The 20,005-nt window shown below is 62.9% G+C and carries 20 protein-coding genes; all 20 read left to right on the top strand.

Annotated features, from left to right (window positions below; all coding sequences use genetic code 11):
• The first annotated feature begins 13 nt into the window (after window positions 1-13).
• The 20 genes from D3870_RS17320 (at window position 14) to D3870_RS17225 (ending at window position 19,971) form a co-directional block, all read left to right on the top strand.
• Window positions 14-955: a pyridoxal-phosphate dependent enzyme gene (locus D3870_RS17320; RefSeq protein ID WP_119742296.1), complete on the top strand. Its 942-nt coding sequence runs from the start codon at window positions 14-16 to the stop codon at window positions 953-955.
• Between the two features lie 2 nt (window positions 956-957).
• Window positions 958-2,748 (top strand): bifunctional isocitrate dehydrogenase kinase/phosphatase, encoded by a 1,791-nt coding sequence (gene aceK, locus D3870_RS17315; protein WP_119742294.1) that lies wholly within the window; start codon window positions 958-960, stop codon window positions 2,746-2,748.
• Between the two features lie 25 nt (window positions 2,749-2,773).
• Window positions 2,774-3,955 (top strand): acetyl-CoA C-acetyltransferase, encoded by a 1,182-nt coding sequence (locus D3870_RS17310; protein WP_119742292.1) that lies wholly within the window; start codon window positions 2,774-2,776, stop codon window positions 3,953-3,955.
• Between the two features lie 139 nt (window positions 3,956-4,094).
• Window positions 4,095-4,763, top strand: coding sequence for an SDR family oxidoreductase (locus tag D3870_RS17305; RefSeq protein ID WP_119741035.1), 669 nt, complete (start codon window positions 4,095-4,097; stop codon window positions 4,761-4,763).
• Between the two features lie 191 nt (window positions 4,764-4,954).
• Window positions 4,955-6,085, top strand: a complete 1,131-nt coding sequence (locus D3870_RS17300) for an acyl-CoA dehydrogenase family protein (RefSeq protein WP_119741033.1) — start codon at window positions 4,955-4,957, stop codon at window positions 6,083-6,085.
• Between the two features lie 33 nt (window positions 6,086-6,118).
• A complete protein-coding gene (locus tag D3870_RS17295) occupies window positions 6,119-6,724 on the top strand; it encodes a 2-hydroxychromene-2-carboxylate isomerase (protein WP_119741031.1) in 606 nt (201 codons plus the stop codon).
• Between the two features lie 12 nt (window positions 6,725-6,736).
• A complete protein-coding gene (locus D3870_RS17290; protein WP_119741029.1) occupies window positions 6,737-7,138 on the top strand; it encodes a rhodanese-like domain-containing protein in 402 nt (133 codons plus the stop codon).
• 103 nt (window positions 7,139-7,241) lie between these two features.
• Complete coding sequence (locus tag D3870_RS17285; protein ID WP_242490017.1) at window positions 7,242-7,613, top strand: YchJ family protein; 372 nt, start codon at window positions 7,242-7,244, stop codon at window positions 7,611-7,613.
• Window positions 7,614-7,662: 49 nt separating this feature from the next.
• On the top strand, window positions 7,663-9,357 hold the full coding sequence (locus D3870_RS17280; RefSeq protein WP_119741025.1) for an AMP-binding protein: 1,695 nt from the start codon (window positions 7,663-7,665) through the stop codon (window positions 9,355-9,357).
• A 110-nt stretch (window positions 9,358-9,467) separates the two neighbouring features.
• Window positions 9,468-11,075 (top strand): carboxyl transferase domain-containing protein, encoded by a 1,608-nt coding sequence (locus D3870_RS17275; protein ID WP_119741023.1) that lies wholly within the window; start codon window positions 9,468-9,470, stop codon window positions 11,073-11,075.
• Window positions 11,076-11,077: 2 nt separating this feature from the next.
• Window positions 11,078-11,863, top strand: a complete 786-nt coding sequence (locus D3870_RS17270) for an enoyl-CoA hydratase/isomerase family protein (protein ID WP_119741021.1) — start codon at window positions 11,078-11,080, stop codon at window positions 11,861-11,863.
• A 109-nt stretch (window positions 11,864-11,972) separates the two neighbouring features.
• Window positions 11,973-13,004 (top strand): biotin synthase BioB, encoded by a 1,032-nt coding sequence (gene bioB, locus D3870_RS17265; RefSeq protein ID WP_119741019.1) that lies wholly within the window; start codon window positions 11,973-11,975, stop codon window positions 13,002-13,004.
• A gap of 54 nt (window positions 13,005-13,058) precedes the next feature.
• Window positions 13,059-15,068, top strand: coding sequence for an acetyl/propionyl/methylcrotonyl-CoA carboxylase subunit alpha (locus D3870_RS17260; protein ID WP_119741018.1), 2,010 nt, complete (start codon window positions 13,059-13,061; stop codon window positions 15,066-15,068).
• Window positions 15,069-15,132: 64 nt separating this feature from the next.
• Window positions 15,133-16,074 (top strand): 2-hydroxyacid dehydrogenase, encoded by a 942-nt coding sequence (locus D3870_RS17255; protein ID WP_119741016.1) that lies wholly within the window; start codon window positions 15,133-15,135, stop codon window positions 16,072-16,074.
• Window position 16,075: 1 nt separating this feature from the next.
• The gene (locus D3870_RS17250; protein WP_119741014.1) at window positions 16,076-16,996 is read left to right on the top strand and encodes a hydroxymethylglutaryl-CoA lyase; all 921 of its coding nucleotides are present in this window, start codon (window positions 16,076-16,078) and stop codon (window positions 16,994-16,996) included.
• A 27-nt stretch (window positions 16,997-17,023) separates the two neighbouring features.
• The gene (locus tag D3870_RS17245) at window positions 17,024-17,635 is read left to right on the top strand and encodes a uracil-DNA glycosylase family protein (protein WP_199710690.1); all 612 of its coding nucleotides are present in this window, start codon (window positions 17,024-17,026) and stop codon (window positions 17,633-17,635) included.
• A gap of 82 nt (window positions 17,636-17,717) precedes the next feature.
• Window positions 17,718-18,221 (top strand): YbaK/EbsC family protein, encoded by a 504-nt coding sequence (locus D3870_RS17240; protein WP_119741010.1) that lies wholly within the window; start codon window positions 17,718-17,720, stop codon window positions 18,219-18,221.
• 33 nt (window positions 18,222-18,254) lie between these two features.
• Window positions 18,255-18,464 carry a DUF1289 domain-containing protein gene (locus tag D3870_RS17235; RefSeq protein WP_119741008.1) on the top strand — a complete coding sequence of 70 codons (210 nt, stop codon included), beginning with the start codon at window positions 18,255-18,257 and terminating at the stop codon, window positions 18,462-18,464.
• 161 nt (window positions 18,465-18,625) lie between these two features.
• Window positions 18,626-19,069: a hypothetical protein gene (locus D3870_RS17230; protein WP_119741006.1), complete on the top strand. Its 444-nt coding sequence runs from the start codon at window positions 18,626-18,628 to the stop codon at window positions 19,067-19,069.
• On the top strand, window positions 19,066-19,971 hold the full coding sequence (locus D3870_RS17225; RefSeq protein ID WP_119741004.1) for an MBL fold metallo-hydrolase: 906 nt from the start codon (window positions 19,066-19,068) through the stop codon (window positions 19,969-19,971). Before D3870_RS17230 ends, D3870_RS17225 begins: the two co-directional genes overlap by 4 nt.
• The last annotated feature ends 34 nt before the right edge of the window (window positions 19,972-20,005 follow it).

The raw sequence follows: 20,005 nt of genomic DNA, 5'->3' as shown, positions 1-20,005 counted from the left end.
AATGCAATCATCGATGACACCGCTGCACATCACCACCCCGCTGCTGGTCCATCCTTCGCTTTCCGCGACGCTGGACAAGCATGTGTCGCTCAAGATGGAGAGCCTGCAACCGGCAGGTTCCTTCAAGCTGCGCGGCATCGGTGCGATGTGCCAGCGCGCGGTTGTCAACGGCGCGCAGCATCTGGTCTGTCCGTCCGGCGGCAATGCCGGTTTTGCGGCGGCGGTGGCCGGCGCGGCGCTCGGTGTGCACACCACGATCGTGGTGCCGCATACCACGCATGAATCGGTGCGGCAGCAGATTCGCGCCATCGGCGCGGAAGTGATCGTGCACGGCGACGTGTGGGATGACTCCAATGAAGAAGCCTTGCGGCTGTGCATGAACCCGCGTGCGGTTTACGTGCCGCCGTTCGACCATCCCGATATCTGGGACGGCAACGCCACCCTGATCGACGAAGCGGTGGCGCAGGCCAATGCCGCGCAGACGCCGTTCGATGTCGTCATCTGCTCGGTCGGCGGCGGCGGCCTGCTGTGCGGCGTGCTGCAGGGCCTGCATCGCAACGGCCTCGCCCATGTGCCGGTGATCGCTGCCGAAACCGAGGGTGCGGCCTCGCTGCACGCCGCGATCCAGGCCGACGCACTGGTCACGCTGCCCGCGATCAGCTCGATTGCCACCACGCTCGGCGCCAAGCGCGTGGCGCAGGCGGCGTTCGACTGGACCCGCAAACACGACGTGCGCAGCGTCACGGTGACGGACGCGCAGGCGGTCGATGCCTGCCTGCGATTCGCCGACGACATGCGCGTGCTGGTCGAGCCGGCCTGTGGCGCGGCGCTGGCGGTTGCCTACCAGAATCTGCCGGAACTGGCGGCGTTCCAGCGGCCCATGATCGTGGTGTGCGGCGGCATCGGCGTCGACTTCGCTAAACTGGCGGCATGGAAAACCCGATTCGACCTATGAACATGCGCGCCGCCTTTCCCAAGCTGCTGTCGTCGCAGATCGCGTTCGACATCGCGCGCTCGATCCTCGACGGTTTCGACAAGCATTACCGCCTGTTTCGTGAAGCCAGCCAGGATGCGAAACGCTATTTCGAGCAGCGCGAGTGGAAGACCGCGCAGACGCGGGCGCGCGAGCGCATCGCCTTCTACGACGCGCGCGTGCAGGAATGCGTGCACCTCCTCGAAGACGAATACGACGAGGGCGATCTCACCGACGAAGTGTGGCGCGAGGTCAAGCTGCATTACATCGGCTTGCTGATCAACCACAAGCAGCCGGAGCTGGCGGAAACCTTTTTCAACTCGGTCTGCTGCAACATCCTGCACCGCACCTATTTCCACAACGATTTCATCTTCGTGCGGCCGGCCGTTTCCACCGAATACATCGAACCGGACGAGCTGCAGCCGACCTACCGCGTCTACTATCCGGCCAAGGACGGCTTGCACTACACGCTCAAGCGCATCATCACCAATTTCCAGCTGCAGGGCCGCTTCGCCGATCTCGAGCGCGACGTGAGTCATGTCGAGGCGCGTCTGCAAGGCATGTTCGGGCACGATCTGATGGAGCCGAATCATCAGATCCAGGTGCTGGCCAGCCTGTTCTACCGTAACAAGGGCGCCTACGTGGTCGGCAAGGGCATCAACGGCAACCGCATCTATCCCTTCGTGGTGCCGATCCTGTACAACCGCAAGGGCGAGATGGTGCTGGATACGGTGCTGTTCGACCCGACATTGATCACGGTGCTGTTTTCCTTCACGCGGGCGTATTTCCTGGTCGATATGGAAGTGCCGTCGGCCTATGTGCAATTCCTGCGCACGCTGCTGCCCAACAAGCCGCGCAGCGAAATCTACACGATCCTCGGCTTGCAGAAGCTGGGCAAGGCGGCGTTCTACCGCGACTTCCTGCATCACCTGCGGCATTCCTCCGACTGCTTCGAAAACGCGCCCGGCATTCGCGGGCTGGTGATGGTGGTGTTTGCGCTGCCGTCCTTCCCGTATGTGTTCAAGGTGATCAAGGACCATTTCCCGCTGCCGAAGGAAACGACGCGCGCACTGGTCAAGGAAAAATACCTGCTGGTGAAAAACCACGACCGTGTGGGACGCATGGCCGACACGCTGGAGTATTCCAACGTCGCCTTTCCGCGTTCGCGCTTCGCCGATGAATTGCTGGCGGAGTTGAAGGAAGTCGCGCCCTCGATCGTCGAGGAGGACGGCGATGAAATCATCATCAAGCACCTCTACATCGAACGCCGCATGATGCCCTTGAACATCTGGCTGATGGAGGCGGAAAGGCGCGGCGACCGTGCCGCCGTCGAACACGGCATCGTCGAGTACGGCAATGCGATCAAGGACATGGTCGGCGTCAACATCTTTCCGGGCGACATGCTGTATAAAAATTTCGGCGTCACCCGTTATGGCCGTGTGGTGTTCTACGACTATGATGAAATCGAATACATCACCAATTGCAATTTCCGCGCGATCCCCGCGCCGCGCCACGAAGAGGATGAATTGGCTAGCGAGCCCTGGTATCCGGTCGCGAAGAACGACGTGTTTCCCGAGCAGCTCGGTACTTTCCTGCTCGGCAATCCGGACGTCAGAAAATATTTCATGAAACACCATGCCGACCTGCTTACCCCGCAGTACTGGCAAAACGCCAGACAGCGAATCCTGGACGGCCATATCGAAGACGTGTTTCCTTATCCGCAGGAGTTACGCTTCAGTTACAAACCCCTGATCCCGGCGGCGCAAGCCGCCTGAATATTTTGAAACTTTGGAGACCATGATGAACGATCCTGTTGTTATTGTCGGCGCGGCACGCACCCCGATGGGCGCTTTCCAGGGCGACTTTTCCGGTGTGACCGCAAGCGAACTCGGCGCGGTGGCGATTCGCGCCGCCGTCGAGCGGGCCGGGCTCGAGCCGCAGCATGTGGATGAAGTGTTGTTCGGCAATTGCCTGATGGCAGGCCAGGGCCAGGCACCCGCGCGCCAGGCGGCAATCAAGGGCGGCATCCCGACTTCCGCCGGCGCAGTCACGCTGTCGAAGATGTGCGGCTCGGCGATGAAGGCGGCGATGATCGGCTACGACTCGCTGCTGGCCGGCAGCAACGAGGTGGTGGTCGCCGGCGGCATGGAGTCGATGACCAACGCGCCCTACCTGATCCCGAAGGCGCGCGGCGGCTATCGCATCGGCCACGGCATGATGTACGACCACATGATGCTCGACGGCCTGGAAGATGCGTATGACAAAGGCCGTTCGATGGGTACCTTCGCCGAGGAATGTGCAGCGCAATACCAGTTCACCCGCGAAGCGCAGGATGCGTATGCGATCGAGTCGGTCAAGCGCGCGCAAGCCGCCACCAGCGACGGTTCCTTCAAGTGGGAAATCGCGCCGGTCACCGTCGCTGCCAAGGGCGGCGAGGTCGTGATCGACAAGGATGAAGGCCCGCTCAAAGCCAGGCTCGACAAGATCCCCTCATTGAAGCCGGCGTTCAAGAAAGACGGCACCATCACCGCCGCCTCGTCCTCGTCCATCAACGACGGCGCGGCCGCCTTGGTGCTGATGCGCGAATCGACCGCGAAGAAACTTGGCTGCAAGCCGATCGCACGCATCCTCGGCCACGCGACCCATTCACAGGAGCCGAACCTGTTTTCCACCGCTCCGGTGGGTGCGATCGAAAAGTTGTACAAGAAGCTGAACCTGACCACCAAGGATGTCGACCTGTTCGAGATCAATGAAGCCTTCGCTGCAGTGCCGATGGCCGCGATGAAAGAGCACAATATCCCGCACGACAAGATCAACATCCACGGCGGCGCCTGCGCGCTCGGCCATCCGATCGGCGCGTCCGGCGCGCGCATCATCGTCACCCTGATCGGTGCGCTGCAAAAGACCGGCGGCAAGCTGGGCGTGGCGGCGCTGTGCATCGGCGGCGGCGAGGCCACGGCGATGGCGATCGAGCTGGTGTGATTCTCCGCAGCGCGTAGGGTGGGCATGCAATGCCCACGCTGTATCGGCATTCATCGGAATATCCGCAGCCGCGTGGGCACGATGTGCCCACCCTACGATCCTCTTTGACAGAACCAACCACACTTCATCGAGACACATCATGCCTACCGCACTCATCATCGGCGCATCGCGCGGCATCGGTCACGAATTCGTGCGCCAGTTGCTGTCGGATGGCTGGAAAGTGCATGCCACCGCGCGCGACGACAAGGCGCTGGAAGCGTTGCGTGCGGCCGGCGCGGAAGCGCTCAAACTCGACGTCACCATTCCCGAATCGATGGCAGGGCTCGGCTGGCAACTCGATGACGTCAAACTCGATCTCGCGGTTTACGTCGCCGGCATCTACGGTCGGCTTGATGGCGCGAATGTGGCGCCGACCATGCAGGATTTCGACACGCTGATGCACACCAACGTGCTGGGCGCGATGCAGGCGATTCCCATGATCGCGCCGCTGGTGGAAGCGGCCGGCGGCAAGCTCGTCTGCATCACCAGCGGCATGGGCAGCATCGGCGAAGCGGAATCCAGCACGGCGTGGGTATACCGCGCCTCCAAGGCGGCGCTGAACATGGCCGTGAAAAGCGCGTCCTTCGATTACCCGCAGGCGACGCTGGCCGTGATCGATCCTGGCTGGGTCCGCACCGACATGGGCGGTCCGAATGCATCGCTGTCGGTTGAGCAGAGCGTCGGCGACATGCTGACCGTGATCGACAGCCTGACACCGGCCGATAGCGGCAGCTATCGCAGTCATTCGGGACGGGTGATCGCATGGTGATGTCGAATGCAATGAAGGGTAGGGTGGGCACTTGCAGTGCGCGTATCCGCTTGCAAGCGGATACCGCTCCACAGGCGGGCAGCATGCTGCCCGAATTCCCTGCGTCGCCATCGTGCCCACGCGGCGGCGGATCGTCGAATCGGCGTGGGCATTGCATGCCCACCCTACAGACATTTGAACAAGGTTGAACAATGGTCCTATCCGAACAGCACGAAATGATCCGCGACGCCCTGCGCGCCTTCTCGCAGGAGCGCCTCGCGCCCAATGCGGCGCGCTGGGACAGGGAGCATCACTTCCCGCAGGAAGAATTGAAGGGCCTGGCCACGCTCGGCGCGTTCGGCGTCGCGGTGCCTGAGGAATTGGGCGGCGCCGGATTGGACTATCTCTCGCTGGCGCTGGTGCTGGAGGAAATCGCGGCGGGCGACGGCGGCACCTCCACTGTCATATCGGTCAACAATTGCCCGGTGTGCAGCATTGCGATGATGTATGCCAACGAGGCGCAGAAGGAGCAGTGGCTGAAGCCGCTTGCGCAAGGCGCGATGCTTGGCGCGTTCGCCCTGACCGAGCCGCACGTCGGCAGCGATGCCTCTGCGCTGCGCACGACAGCCACGCGCGACGGCGACCACTACGTGCTGAACGGCGTCAAGCAATTCATCACGAGCGGCAAGCATGCCGACGTCGCCATCGTGATGGCCGTCACCGACAAGGCGGCGGGCAAGAAGGGCATCAGTGCATTCTGGGTGCCGACTGATGCGCCAGGCTACATCGTGGCGCGCCTCGAAGAAAAGCTCGGTCAGCATTCGTCGGATACCGCGCAGATCCTGTTCGAGAATTGCCGCATCCCGGCGCAGAACCTGATCGGCGAGGAAGGGCAGGGCTACAAGATCGCGCTGTCCGGCCTCGAAGGCGGGCGCATCGGCATCGCCTCGCAATCGGTCGGCATGGCACGCGCGGCGTTCGAGGCGGCGCTGGCGTATGCGAAGGAACGCACCAGTTTCGGCAAGCCGCTGTTCGAGCATCAGGCCGTGCAATTCAGGCTGTCCGACATGGCGACGCAGATCGAAGCGGCGCGGCAACTGATCTGGCACGCGGCGAGCCTGAAAGATGCCGGCCAGCCCTGCCTGAAGGAAGCGGCGATGGCCAAGCTGTTCGCCAGCGAAATGGCGGAGCGCGTCTGTTCCGACGCGATCCAGATTCATGGCGGCTACGGTTACGTCAGCGATTTTCCGGTCGAACGGATCTATCGCGACGTGCGCGTCTGCCAGATTTACGAAGGCACCAGCGACATCCAGAAAATCCTGATCGGGCGCGCACTGGCCTGACAACCGGCTTTCATCCAATAACACGGGAGACATATGACACGCCCCATCGATTTCTACTTCGACTTCGCCTCGCCCTACGGTTACTTCGCCTCCACCCGCATCGACGCGCTGGCGGCGAAATACGGCCGCACGGTGGAGTGGCATCCGGTACTGCTTGGCGTGGTGTTCAAGACGACCGGCGCCGCGCCGCTGCCGATGGTGCCGATCAAGGGACCGTATTCCTTGCACGATTTCGAGCGCACTGCGCGCTGGCACGACATTCCCTACAAGTTCCCGGACCCGTTCCCGCTGGCGACCCAGCTCGCCGCCCGCGCGATGCTGTGGGTGCAGCAGACGCACGGCGCGGACAAGGCGGTCGCGTTCGCGAAGGCCGTGTACCGCGCCTATTTCGTCGATGGCAGGAACATCATGCTGCCGGAAACCCTGACCGCCGTGGCGGAAGCGTTCGACATCGATGCCGCCGCCATGCTCGCCGGTGCAAACGATGAGGCGACGAAGGGCCGGATGAAACTGGACATGGAAACAGCCATGGCGCGCGGCGTGTTCGGCTCGCCCTTCGTCATCGTCGACGACGAGCCGTTCTGGGGCTTCGACCGCTTCGAGCAGATCGAAACCTGGCTGAAGAACGGCAACATCTGAGAGGAAGTCATCATGCCGATGAAAAAAGGCTACAAGGCGCTCGTCGATGAAGCGATGGCGCAGGTCAAGACCTACACCGTCGAGGAGGCGCGCGCCAGATTCGCGCAGCCGAACGTGCAGTTCGTCGATGTGCGCGACGTGCGCGAGCTGGAGCGCGAAGGCGTCATCCCCGGCGCATTCTCCGCGCCGCGCGGCATGATCGAATTCTGGGTCGATCCCGATTCGCCCTACTTCAAGCCGGTGTTCGGCGAGGGCAAGGAGTACGTCTTCTTTTGCGCCGCCGGCTGGCGCAGCGCGCTGACGGCGAAGACGGTGCAGGACATGGGACTGGCGCCGGTGGCGCACATCGAGGGCGGCTTCGGCGCGTGGAAGGCGGCGGGCGCGCCGGTGGCAGAGAAGGTGAAGAAATCCTGATGGCGCGTTTCGAGATGGTCGCATTCGATTGCGATGGGGCGCTGGCGATCAGCGACATGGCGATGCTGCCGGAGCGGCGGCGATGAGGGAAAAGCAAGGGACAATGCCCTGCCCCTGCGGCGGAGCGGACTATGCGGCGTGCTGCGGGCGCTTCATCGAGCGCGGCGAGACGCCGCGGACGGCGGAGGAACTGATGCGCTCGCGCTACAGCGCCTTCACGCTGAAGGATGACGCCTATCTGAAATCATCCTGGCATCCGCGCACGCGGCCGGCCGAGGCGGTCGCGCAGGATGAGGGCATCAAGTGGCTGGGGCTGGACGTGCGCAGGCATGTGCCGGCGGGCGACGAGGCGACGGTCGAGTTCATTGCACGCTATAAGGTTGGCGGCCGTGCGCACCGCCTGCATGAAGTCAGCCGCTTCGTGCGCGAGGATGGCAGATGGTTTTACGTGGATGGAAGTTTTCCGGAGAAGTAGTGCCGCAGCGCTTTTCATGCGCAGCGGCACTCACGACAGGAGAAATGACATGGCAACGCTGACGACAAGCCATGACTGCGGCAGCAGCGAGGTGCCGCTGATCGAGCAGACGATAGGCGATTTCTTCGATGCGATGGCGGCGCGCGTGCCGGACAACGAGGCGCTGGTGTCCTGCCATCAGCAATGGCGCCAGACCTACCGCGAGCTGCAACGCGATACCGACCGGCTGGCCAGCGCTTTGCTGCACCACGGTCTGCGACCGGGCGACCGGGTCGGCATCTGGTCGCATAACAATGCGCAATGGCTGCTGACGCAACTCGCCACGGCCAGGGCCGGCCTCATCCTGGTCAACATCAATCCGGCCTATCGCGTGGCCGAGCTCGAATACGCCTTGAACAAGGTTGGCTGCAAGGCCCTGATCACGATGACCGCGTTCAAGTCCGGCAACTACGTGGAGATGATCCAGTCGCTCGCGCCGGAGTTGGCGACGAGCAAGCCCTGCGAATTGCATGCCGCGCGCCTGCCGGCATTGCGGACGGTGATCCACCTCGGCGAGCAGGCGGTGCACGGCATGCTGCGCTTTTCCGATCTGCTGGCGGGCGGCGACGTCGGCGATGCGGCGGTGGTGCGGGCCGGCGCGCGCCTGAAATGCACCGACCCGATCAATATTCAGTTCACCAGCGGCACCACCGGCTTCCCCAAGGGGGCGACGCTGACGCACCGCAACGTCCTGAACAACGGCTTCTTCGTCGGCGAAGCGATGCGCCTCACGCCGCGCGACCGCCTGTGCGTTCCGGTGCCGCTGTACCACTGCTTCGGCATGGTGCTCGGCAATCTTGCCTGCCTGACGCATGGCGCGACCATCGTCTATCCGAGCGAGGCATTCGAGCCGCTGTCGGTGCTGCAGGCGGTGCAGCAGGAAAGCTGCACCGGCCTGCACGGCGTGCCGACCATGTTTATCGCCGAACTCGATCATCCGCGCTTCAAGGAATTCGACCTGTCGTCGCTGCGCACCGGCATCATGGCCGGCTCGCCCTGTCCCATCGAAGTGATGAAGCGCGTGGTCGGCGACATGCACATGGCGGAGGTGACGATTGCCTACGGCATGACGGAAACCAGCCCGGTCAGCTGCCAGAGCACCACCGATACCCCGCTCGAAAAACGTGTCTCCACCGTGGGCAAGGTGCAGCCGCACCTCGAAGTCAAGATCGCCGATCCCGATTCCGGCGAGACACTGCCGATCGGCGCGACCGGCGAATTGTGCACGCGCGGCTACTCGGTCATGCACGGCTACTGGGATGACCCGGAAAAGACCGCCGAGGCGATCGACGCCGACGGCTGGATGCATACCGGCGATCTGGCGGCGATGGATGCCGAAGGCTATGTCAACATCGCGGGCCGCATCAAGGACATGGTGATACGCGGTGGCGAAAACATCTATCCGCGCGAGATCGAGGAATTCCTGCATCGCCATCCCGCCGTGCAGGACGTGCAGGTGATCGGCGTGCCGGACAGGAAATACGGCGAGGAACTGTGCGCGTGGATCATCCGGCGGCCAGGCGCGGCGCTCGAAGAGAGGGACATCCGCGAATTCTGCCGCGGCCGGATCGCGCACTACAAGGTGCCGCGCTACATCCGCTTCGTCGAAGGCTTCCCGATGACGGTGACGGGCAAGGTGCAGAAGTTCAGGATGCGCGAAATCATGAAGGAAGAGTTGAAGCTCGAGGAAGACCGGACGGCGTGAATGCTCTCTTCGTGATGCGCCCAATTCGCTGTCATTCCTCGCTGCGCTCGAAATGACAGCGAATAGCGACAAATCAGGCGATACAAAACAAAACAAGACAAGGACAAGCAATGCCACAAATAGAAAGCAAGCTGAACCCGCGCAGCGAGGATTTCAAGGGGAATGCCGAAGTCATGCAACGCCTGGTCGACGACCTCAAGGCGAAGGTGGAAAAGATCGCGCTGGGCGGCGGCGAGGATGCGCGCAAGAAGCACGTCGCGCGCGGCAAGCTGCTGCCGCGCGACCGCGTGCAGATGCTGCTCGACCCCGGCACGCCCTTCCTCGAATTCTCGCAGCTGGCCGCCTGCGAGATGTATCACAACGCCGCGCCGTCGGCCGGCATCATCACCGGCATCGGCCGCGTCGCCGGACAGGAATGCGTGATCGTGTGCAATGACGCGACGGTCAAGGGCGGTACCTACTACCCGATCACGGTGAAGAAGCATCTGCGCGCGCAGGAAATCGCCGACCAGAACAATCTGCCCTGCATCTATCTGGTCGATTCCGGCGGTGCGAATCTGCCGAACCAGGATGACGTGTTCCCCGACCGCGACCACTTCGGCCGCATCTTCTACAACCAGGCGAACCTGTCGGCCAAGGGCATTCCGCAGATCGCGGTGGTGATGGGATCGTGCACGGCCGGCGGTGCCTACGTGCCGGCGATGAGCGATGAGTCCATCATCGTCAAGGAGCAGGGCACGATCTTCCTCGGCGGCCCGCCGCTGGTGAAGGCGGCGACCGGCGAAGTGGTGAGCGCGGAGGACCTCGGCGGCGGCGACGTGCACACGCGTCTGTCGGGCGTGGTCGATCATCTGGCGCAGAACGACATGCATGCGCTGTCGCTGGCGCGCTCCATCGTCGGCAATCTCAACCGCCAGAAATCGCACTCGCTGGTGCTGCGCGAACCGCTTGAGCCGAAGCACGACGCGCGCGAACTGTACGGCGTGATCCCCAGCGATACGCGCAAGCCCTTCGACGTGCGCGAAGTGATTGCGCGCATCGTCGACGGCAGCGAGTTCGACGAATTCAAGGCGCGCTACGGCACGACCCTGGTGTGCGGCTTCGCGCACATCTTCGGCATGCCGGTCGGCATCATCGCCAACAACGGCATCCTGTTTTCCGAATCGGCATTGAAGGGCGCGCACTTCATCGAGCTGTGCTGCCAGCGCAAGATACCGCTGGTGTTCCTGCAGAACATCACCGGCTTCATGGTGGGCCGCAAGTACGAAAACGAAGGCATCGCGCGCAACGGCGCGAAGATGGTGACGGCGGTATCGACCGCCGCCGTGCCGAAGTTCACCGTCATCATCGGCGGCAGTTTCGGTGCCGGCAATTACGGCATGTGCGGGCGCGGCTTCTCGCCGCGCTTCCTGTGGATGTGGCCGAATGCGCGCATCTCGGTGATGGGCGGCGACCAGGCCGCGAGCGTGCTGGCCACCGTCAAGCGCGACGGCATCGAAGGCAAGGGCGGCACATGGTCGAGCGAAGAGGAAGAGGCATTCAAGGCGCCGATCCGCGAGCAGTACGAACATCAGGGCCATCCCTATTACGCCTCGGCACGCCTGTGGGACGACGGCGTGATCGATCCGGCGGATACGCGCATGGTGCTGGGACTGGGACTCTCGGCATCGCTGAATGCGCCGATTCCGGAAACGAAGTTTGGCGTGTTCAGGATGTGACCATGACTTATCAGACACTCAGCTTGCAAGTTGATAATCACGTTGCCGCGATCCGGCTCAACCGCCCCGACGTGCGCAACGCCTTCAACGAAGCCATGATCGCGGAAATCGCGCAGGCCTTCCGCGAAGCCGGAAGCGACGAGGCGGTGCGCGCCATCGTGCTCGCGGCGGAAGGCTCTGCATTCTGCGCCGGCGCGGACCTGAACTGGATGAAGAAAATGGCCGGCTACACGCACGAGGAAAATCGTGCCGACGCGGCGCAACTGGCGGAAATGCTGCGCACCATCTACGCCTGCCCGAAGCCGGTCGTGGCAAAAGTGCAAGGCGACTGCTATGCAGGCGGCATGGGGCTGGTGGCGGCCTGCGATATTGCGGTTGTCGCCGAACACGCAAATTTCTGCCTCAGCGAGGTGAAGCTCGGACTCATCCCTGCGACAATCTCGCCCTACGTTATCAAGGCGATGGGCGAAAATGCGGCGCGCAGATATTTCCTGACGGCGGAACGGTTCTCGGCACAGGAAGCGCATCGCATCGGCTTCGTGCACGAAGTGGTTGCGGCCGATGCGCTGGATGCGAGCGTCGATGGCATCGTCAAGGCATTGGTGTCGAACAGCCCGAATGCCGTCAGGGAGGCCAAGCGGCTGGTGCACGATGTGGCCGATGCACCCTTGAACGATGCCTTGATCGCGGACACGGCGCAACGCATCGCGGATATCCGCAGTTCGGAAGAGGGCAGGGAAGGCGTGCGCTCGTTTCTGGAGAAGCGCAAGCCGGCATGGCTGGGCTAGCGGGGAAATCCTTTTCCGGCATGGATGCGGAACGAGGCGGATGTCTGCCTGTTTCATCCTGCGTTTCTCTCAAATTCACGTTTTATTTTGATGCAAAGGAAGTTGTTTTATGTCGTTGCAACCGATTACGTTTCACCCGGCGAAAGTCGCCGCATCGGACATCGTTTCCACGGCGTCCGCATGGACGGTCGAACAGGTAGCCGCCCTGTTCGATCTGCCGTTCAACGATTTGCTGTTCCGCGCGCAGCAGGTGCATCGCGAGAATTTCGATCCGACTGAAGTCGAGCTGGCGACGCTGTTGTCGATCAAGACCGGCGGCTGCCCCGAGGACTGCGGCTACTGCCCGCAGGCGGCGCGTTACGACACCGGCGTCACCGCGCAAAAGATTTTGCCGCTCGATACCGTGCTGGAAGCGGCGCGCCAGGCCAAGGCGCATGGCGCGACGCGTTTCTGCATGGGCGCGGCATGGCGCGAGCCGAAGGATCGCGACCTCGATCATGTCGAGGAAATGGTGCGCGAAGTCAAGGCACTCGGACTGGAAACCTGCGCCACGCTCGGCATGCTGGGCGAAGGGCAGGCGCAACGTTTGAAAGGCGCGGGCCTCGATTACTACAACCACAATCTGGACACCTCGCCCGAGTTCTACGGCGACGTCATCACCACGCGCGACTACCAGAACCGTCTCGACACGCTCGGTCGCGTGCGCGATGCCGGCATCAAGGTCTGCTGCGGCGGCATCGTCGGCATGGGCGAATCCCGTCTGCAACGCGCCGGACTGATCGCGCAGCTCGCGAACCTCGATCCCTATCCGGAATCGGTGCCGGTCAATCATCTGGTGCAGGTCAAGGGCACGCCGCTGCATGGCCTCGATCCACTCGATCCGCTGGAATTCGTGCGCACCATCGCGGTGGCGCGCATCACGATGCCGCAGGCGCGCGTGCGTTTGTCGGCAGGGCGGCGCGAACTGGGCGAAGCGGTGCAGGCGATGTGCTTCCTCGCCGGCGCGAATTCGATTTTCTACGGTGACAAGCTGCTGACGACGGGGAATCCAGATGCGGACGCGGATCGTGCGCTGCTCGACAAGCTGGGCTTGCAGGTGCGGCATGTCACGCATGATGCGAAGTGTGAAGTAACGGCATAGACAACGTTCCCGAAAACGAAAACAGATTCATCGCTCAACCTCGAAGGAGCCGGCGTGTTCAACAAAATCCTGATTGCAAACCGTGGCGAGATCGCTTGCCGCGTGGCCGCGACCGCATACCGCATGGGCGTCAAAAGCGTCGCCGTGTATTCGGAGGCGGATGCCAATGCCAAACACGTTGCCGTCTGCGACGAAGCCGTGCCGATCGGCCCGCCGCCCGCGAAGGAAAGCTATTTGCGCGGCGACAAGATCATCGAAGTCGCGCTCGCCGCCGGCGCGCAGGCGATCCATCCCGGTTACGGCTTCCTGTCGGAGAACGAAGACTTCGCGCAGGCCTGCGCAAAGGCGGGACTGGCCTTCATCGGCCCGCCCGCTTCCGCGATCCGCGCGATGGGTTCCAAATCCGCCGCGAAAGCCTTGATGGAAAAGGCGAACGTGCCGCTGGTGCCCGGCTATCACGGCGACAACCAGGATGCGGATTTCCTGCGCGAACAGGCGGACAAGATCGGTTATCCGGTATTGCTGAAAGCCAGCGCGGGCGGCGGCGGCAAGGGCATGCGCATCGTCGAGAAGAGCGAGGATTTCAAGGCGGCGCTGGAATCGTGCAAGCGCGAAGCGATCAACAGCTTCGGCGACGACAAGGTGCTGGTCGAGAAATATCTCACGCGACCGCGCCACATCGAGATTCAGGTGTTCGCCGACACGCACGGCAATTGCGTCTATCTGTTCGAGCGCGACTGCTCGGTGCAGCGGCGTCACCAGAAAGTGCTGGAAGAAGCGCCTGCGCCCGGCATGACCGAGGAGCGCCGCCGCGCGATGGGAGAGGCTGCGGTCGCCGCTGCAAAAGCCGTCGGCTACGTCGGCGCGGGCACGGTGGAATTCATCGCAAACCAGGACGGTTCGTTCTACTTCATGGAAATGAACACGCGCCTGCAAGTCGAGCATCCGGTCACGGAAATGATCACCGGCCTCGATCTGGTCGAGTGGCAATTGCGCGTCGCTGCGGGTGAGCCATTGCCGAAGAAACAGGAAGAGTTGGCGATCCATGGCCATGCGCTGGAAGCGCGGGTGTATGCGGAAAATCCGGAGAAGGGATTCCTGCCGTCGATCGGCACGCTGCGCCATGCGCGCACGCCGCATGCGGTTGCATTCGAGCTGGGAGCCGGTGCGATGGCGGGCACGCCGTCCACGGTGCGTATCGATTCCGGCGTGCGCGAGGGCGATGCGATTTCGCCCTTCTACGATCCGATGATCGCCAAGCTCATCGTCTGGGGCCGCGACCGCGACGAGGCGCTGGCGCACATGTCGCAGGCGCTGTCGGAATACCAGATCGTCGGCCTCGCCAGCAATATCGCCTTCTTGAAGCGGCTGGTGGAGAGCAAACCGTTCGCCACGTGCGACCTCGACACCGGTCTGATCGAACGGCATCAGACAGAGCTGTTTCCGCCTGCGCAGCCGGCAACGAAGCATGTGCTGGCATTGGCCGCCGCTTCATTGCTGGCGTCGGAAAGTGCCGGCGTCGCCAGCGATCCGTGGGCCGGCACGAGCGGCTGGCGCATGAACGGCGCATTGCAGCGGCGGCTCGACTATGCCGATGAAACGAACAACTACGCAGTGACGATTTCCTATCGGAAAACGGGCTGGAGCTTTCAAGTTGGCGATGCAGCGAGCGACCTGAGCCTGATCCAGCGCGACGGCAAGGATCTCGTGATCAAGCTGGGCGGCGAGACGGTGCGCGGCACGGTAGTGCGCGACGGCGAACTGTTCCATGTCTTCACCGGCGGCGCGCATGTCGCGCTGACGTATAACGACCCGCTGGCGCATGCCGGCCAGGCCGAAGCCGAGGGCGGCAGGCTCACCGCGCCGATGCCGGGCAAGATCGTCGCGATACTGGTCGAGAAAGGCAAGGCCGTCGAAAAAGGCGCACCATTGCTGATCATGGAAGCGATGAAGATGGAACACACGATCGCAGCGCCTGCCAGCGGCGTGGTCGACGAGTTGTTGTACGCGGTCGGCGATCAGGTGGCGGAAGGGGCGCAGTTGCTGGCGTTTACGCACAAGTAACTCAGTACGAAGGTCTCGATTGCATCTCCCTCCCCTTGAAGGGGAGGAAATTCTTGCTACCACAATGGACAAACTGAACATCCTCTTTCACGCCACCGCCGGCGCGCCCGAACAACAATGGCTGGCGGCCCTGAACAGCGCGCTGCCCGATGCCGACATCCGCGTCTGGCAGGAAGGCGATCGTGCGCCCGCCGACTTCGCCATCGTCTGGAAGCCGCGCGCCGCCATGCTGGCCGGCCGCAGCGACTTGAAGGCGATCTTCAATCTCGGCGCCGGCGTCGATGCGATTCTGCAACTGGGCGACAGCCTGCCCGCCGGGGTGCCGGTGATACGGCTCGACGATGCGGGCATGGGCGCGCAGATGGCCGAATATGTGACGCAGGCGGTGCTCTCCTGGTACCGTCGTGCCGATGAATACGAGATGCAGCGGCGCGAACGGCGCTGGCAGTTCTTGCCGCCGTTCGCCAAGGCCGATTTCAGCGTCGGCGTGCTCGGTCTCGGCGTGCTCGGCACGCAGATCGCGCAGGCCTTGCAGGCTTTCGACTTTCCGCTGCACGGCTGGAGCCGCACAAGGAAGACGCTGGCTGGCGTGATCTGTCATGCCGGCGACGCCGGTCTGGACACCTTTTTGCGCGCAACGAAAGTACTGGTGTGCGTGCTGCCGCTGACCGCGGACACGCGCGATATCCTGAACGCGGAGAATCTCGGAAAATTGCAGCGCGGCGCGTATCTGGTCAACGTCGCACGCGGTGCGCATGTGGTCGATGCCGATTTGCTGGCCCTGATCGCGACAGGCCAGATCGCCGGCGCGAAGCTGGATGTGTTTCGCGAAGAACCCTTGCCGACCGCGCATCCGTTCTGGCAGGAAGCGCGCATCAGCATCACCCCGCACATCTCGGCGCTGACCCAGGTGGATCAGAGTGCGCGCCAGATCGCGGACAAGATTCAGGCGTTGAAAGAGGGCCGGGAGATCGCCGGCGTGGTCGATTTTGCGAAAGGATATTGAGATGACGGAGACGAGCAAGCTTCCCCAACGCGTCAAGATCGTCGAGGTCGGTCCGCGCGACGGTTTGCAGAACGAAAAGGAAACCATTCCCGCCGATGTCAAGGTCGAGCTGGTCGACCGATTGACGCAAGCCGGCTTCGCCAACATCGAAGCAGCTTCCTTCGTCTCGCCGAAATGGGTGCCGCAAATGGCGACCTCGGCCGAAGTGATGGCGCGCATCGCCCGCAAGCCGGGCGTGATCTATTCCGCACTGGTGCCGAACATGAAAGGTTTCGAGGCGGCAGTCGAGGCCAGGTCCGATGAAGTCGTGATCTTCGGCGCGGCGTCGGAAGCGTTTTCGCAAAAGAACATCAACTGTTCGATTGCCGAATCGATCGAGCGTTTCCGCGATGTCGCGCAGGCCGCCAAGCAACATGGCATGCGTCTGCGCGGCAGCATCAGTTGCTCATTCGGCTGCCCGTATCAGGGCGAGGTGTCGCCGGAGAGCGTGGCCGACGTGGTACAGCGCATGCGCGATCTCGGCTGCGATGAAATCGACATCGCCGACACCATCGGCGTCGGCACACCGAAGCATGTGCAGGCTGTCATGCAGCGTGTGATGAAGGAGTTTCCGATGGAACGGCTGTCGGGACATTTTCACGACACCTACGGCCAGGCGCTGGCGAACATCTACGCCAGCATGGAAGTCGGCATCGCGATTTTCCATTCCTCCGTCGCCGGCCTCGGCGGCTGTCCCTATGCGAAAGGCGCGACCGGCAATGTCTCGACCGAAGACGTGCTGTACATGATGCAGGGCCTCGGGATCGACACCGGCATCGACCTGGATGCCGTGGTCGATGCGGGCCAGTTCATCTCGCAGCATCTCGGCCGCAAGGCGGTCAGCCGCGCGGGGAATGCGATTGCGGCGAAGCGGCAGGGCTGATGGCGGCAATGGAATTGGAAGTGTGTTGTGACATCTGCAAGAGATTTTGCAAGAGATAGAAAGTTTGTGCGGCTGCTCGCCGACGTGCGCGCCTGCAACGTGTGCGCGGCGCATCTGCCGCATGAACCGAGGCCGGTGGTGCAGGCGGGGCCGACGGCGCGCTTGCTGATCGTGGGGCAGGCGCCTGGCCGGCATGTGCACGAGACGGGGATTCCATGGAACGATCCGTCCGGCAATCGTCTGCGCGAATGGTTGAACGTTTCGTCCGATGTTTTCTACGACGACACGCGCATCGCCATCGTGCCGACCGCCTTCTGCTATCCGGGCAAGGGCAGGAGCGGCGACTTGCCGCCGCGCCCCGAATGCGCGCCGCTGTGGCATCCGCAGCTGCTGTCCATGTTGCCGGATGTGCAATTGACCTTGCTGATCGGTCGTTATGCGCAGCAGACGTTTTTGAAGGAAAATTGCAGGGCGACGCTGACCGACACTGTGGCGGCTTATGAAAGCTATCTGCCGGAATATCTGCCGCTGCCGCACCCGAGTCCGCTGAACCGCTCATGGTGGAGGAACAATGCCTGGTTCGAGCGCGACATGCTGCCGGTGGTGCGCGAGCGGGTGAAAGCGGCATTGGCCTTGTAATGCATTGCCGCCTCCGAAATTTTTCCGTCATCCCGACGATGCGTGCCGCAGCGATGGCATTGCACCCTTATCAATGAACCGTATGCAAACAGAAAGCACAGCAGGCAACCTTCCCGACACCGCACAGCGCGTCGCCGATCTATTATCCGAACTCGGCCATGACAAGCCGGTCGTGATGCTGCCGGAAACCGGCAAGACCTCCGCCGAAGCCGCCGCCGGCCTCGGTTGCAGCATCGCCGAAATCGCGAAGTCGATCGTGTTCCGCCGCCTGTCGGACGATGCCGCCGTGATGGTGGTGGCCAGCGGCGTCAACCGCGTCGATGAAAAGAAGGTTGCCGCCGTCGTCGGACCGCTCGGCAAAGCCGACGCCAAATTCGTGAAGCAGCGCATCGGCTACGTCATCGGTGGCGTCTGCCCGATCGGACATGTTGAAAAAACGGTCATGCTGATCGACGAGGATCTGCTGAAGCTGGAAAGCGTTTGGGCCGCCGCAGGCCATCCGCATGCGGTGTTCAACCTGACCCCGCGGCAATTGGTGTCGATGACCGGCGCGACGGTGGCCGATGTGGCGCTGCGTGATGCCTGAGAATGCGCGGTTTGCAGAAAGGACGGTAGCGGCATGACAATGGATGTCGATCCGTCCGTCGATACCGGCAAGGTGCCTTCGCCGTGCATCAACGTGTGCCGGATGAATCCGCGCACCGGCTTGTGCGAAGGCTGTTACCGCACCATCGACGAAATCGCGCAATGGGGCAGCGCGAGCGAGGAGACGAAGCGCGCGGTGTGGGTGGAGATCAGGCGGCGGCAGCATGACGTGTTTGCGCGTTGAGGCGTTGTCGCTGACACATTCGCCGTGCGCGTCATTCCTCGCTGCGCGTGGCATGACGGCAAGCGACAGATGTGGAATCCATCGCAAGCAGGATATTCAGGACATTCAAGCCGGACAGCAACCATAACAACCATAGCAACCATCAAAGGACACCATCCGCAATGCAGCTTTACCAACCACAGAACACCGTCAGCGGCCCAACCTACAGCACCGGCTTCAAGTCTGTCGCCACTGTCATCTGCACCATCCTCGCGGCATACGGCGCAAGCGTGGTGCTGCGCTTTCCGCTGATGCAATTCGGCTTCGGCCTCGCGGTCTCGCTCGCATGCGCGGCGCTGTTGCTGGCGATCAGCTGCTACTGGTTCCTGCGCTCGACCACCACCATCGACGACAAGGGCATCCGGCAAACCGGCATGCACAACAAGCAGGTTGAATGGCGCAACGTCAGCGCGGCGAAGTTGATCGGCATCCCCTTCATGTCGTGGCTGTTCCCGCCGCGGCTCGTGGTGCGCACCGGCAATTCGATCGCCACCTTCAATGGCGGCACGCGCGAGATGCTGATCGAATTCACAAAAATCGCGCTCGCGTTCAACACCAAACGATGACACTGCCCGCAAGCATGCGCGTGTTCGAGCGCGGCTGGCTCTCGTCGAACAACATCCTGTTCCTCGGCGAAGAAACCGCGCTGGTGGACAGTGGCTATCTCACGCACGCACCGCAAACGCTCGCGCTGGTGAAGCACGCGCTGCAAGGCCGGCCGCTCGACCGGCTGATCAACACGCACCTGCATTCCGACCATTGCGGCGGCAACGCGGCACTGCAGCGCGAATACCGTTGCCGCACCACGATTCCCGTCGCGGACGCCGACATGGTGCGCGCCTGGGCCGAGGATGAACTGAGCTACGCCGCCACCGGCCAGCAGTGCGAGCGCTTTACCTTCGACGACACGCTCGCGCCGGGTGACACACTGACACTGGGCGGCATGGAATGGCAGGCGCTTGGCGCACCGGGGCATGACCCGCATTCGCTGATCCTGTACTGTCCGCAGGAGCGCATCCTGATCTCGGCGGATGCACTGTGGGAAAACGGCTTCGGCGTGATCTTCCCGGAGCTGGAGGGAGAATCCGGTTTTGCGGAGACGCGCGCCACGCTGGAACTGATCGCCTCGCTCGACGTGCGGCTGGTGATCCCGGGACACGGCGCGCCGTTTGCCGATGTCGACAAGGTGCTGAAGACCGCGTTCTCGCGCATCGACTACTTCATCGCCGACCCGGTGCGCAATGCACAGAATGCCGTGAAGGTGCTGCTGAAATTCCTGCTGCTCGACAAGCAGAGAATGGCGCTGACCGAGGTGCTGCCCTTGCTGTCGAACATGCATCTGTTCCATGAGGCGAACCGGCGCTATCTGCATCGGGATGATGCGGAACTGGCGCAATGGGTGGTGGCGCAACTGGTGCGGGGTGGGGTGGCGGAAGTGGTGGATGGGGTGTTGGTGAATCGCGATTGAGAGCGACAGAGTGGGCACGTTGTGCCTACTACCG

Origin of the sequence: Noviherbaspirillum cavernae (assembly GCF_003590875.1) — a bacterium.
In the GTDB taxonomy this organism is placed as follows: domain Bacteria; phylum Pseudomonadota; class Gammaproteobacteria; order Burkholderiales; family Burkholderiaceae_D; genus Noviherbaspirillum; species Noviherbaspirillum cavernae.
This window is presented reverse-complemented; position numbering and strand designations above follow the sequence as displayed.